Origin of the sequence: Rhizobium tibeticum, from assembly GCF_900110205.1 — a bacterium.
Taxonomy (GTDB): Bacteria; Pseudomonadota; Alphaproteobacteria; order Rhizobiales; family Rhizobiaceae; genus Rhizobium; species Rhizobium tibeticum.
This window is the reverse complement of record NZ_FOCV01000156.1, coordinates 1-1,280: the sequence shown is the minus strand read 5'-3', so window position 1 is coordinate 1,280 and position 1,280 is coordinate 1. Positions and strand designations below refer to the sequence as shown.

Genomic DNA, 1,280 nt, shown 5'->3' with positions numbered 1-1,280 from the left:
TGTAATGGCCCCATAAATATCCGGACAGGATCTCCCACTTAACAAGTGTGCGAGGTAATGTGCCCATTATGACTAGTCACAATCCGAAGATGGAAGTCCTGTCCGGTCCTGAGCGCCGCCGTCGCTGGTCGACGGCAGAGAAGCTTGCCATCATTCAGGAGACATATGAGCCGGATGCTACGGTGAGCATTGTTGCTCGCCGCTATGGCATTCAGCCGAACCAGTTGTTCACCTGGCGTAAGCTCGCCACTCAAGGCGCTCTGACGGCCACGGCTGCGGAGGAGGATGTTGTCCCGGCGTCCGAATATCGCGCCCTTCAAAACCAGGTAAAAGAGTTGCAGCGTCTGCTTGGCAAGAAGACGATGGAAGGCGAGATTCTCAAAGAGGCGCTTGAGATCGCCACAGGCCCAAAAAAACACTTGTTGCGCTCGCTGTCGTTGCCGAAGGGAAGTTCCCGAGGTCAAACATGGCTGAGCGAGTGAAACAGCGTCCTTCCAAAGCCCGTGGTCGGCCGCCGCTCGCGGATGATGATCTCGTTGATGAAATCAAAGCGATCATCTCCGAGATGCCGACCTACGGATATCGCGGGGTTCACGCGATCTTACGCCGTAAAGCCCGCAGCGAAGGCCGCCCATGGCCGAACGCTAAACGCGTCTATCGGTGAAGATGCACGGCCTGCTTCTCCACGCCACACAGGTGCCATTGATAGCCGTCGCCATGACGGCCGTGTTGCCGTGGAGCACTCGAACCTGCGTTGGTGTTCTGATGGCTTCGAAATTGGCTGCGACAACAGAGAGAAGGTCCGCGTTGCCTTTGCTCTCGACTGCTGTGATCGTGAAGCCATCGCCCATGTCGCCACCACCCAAGGCATCAAGAGCGAAGACGTTCAGGACCTTGTCATCACCGCCGTCGAGAACCGCTTCGGTCGCATCAACACCCTTCCCAAGCCGATTGAATGGCTGACCGACAACGGCTCGTGCTTCATTGCAAAGGACACGAAATCGCTGCTGATGGACATCGGAATGGAGCCTTGCACGACGCCGGTTCGCAGCCCTCAGTCCAACGGAATGGCCGAAGCCTTTGTCAAAACATTCAAGCGCGACTACGTCTCGGTCAATCCCATTCCCGACGCAGAAACCGTCATCGCCCAACTGCCATTGTGGTTCGAGCACTACAACACGCTTCACCCGCACAAGGCTTTGGGATATCGATCCCCGCGTGAGTTCTTAAACCGTCAAACAGAAATCTGATCCTGTCCGGTTTTTATGGGGCAACTCCAC

General features: G+C 56.3%; 1 pseudogene. It reads left to right on the top strand.

Features of this window, described 5'->3' with window-relative positions:
* Positions 1 to 68 precede the first annotated feature (68 nt).
* Positions 69 to 1,250: pseudogene (locus BSG20_RS35385) on the top strand (IS3 family transposase).
* The last annotated feature ends 30 nt before the right edge of the window (positions 1,251 to 1,280 follow it).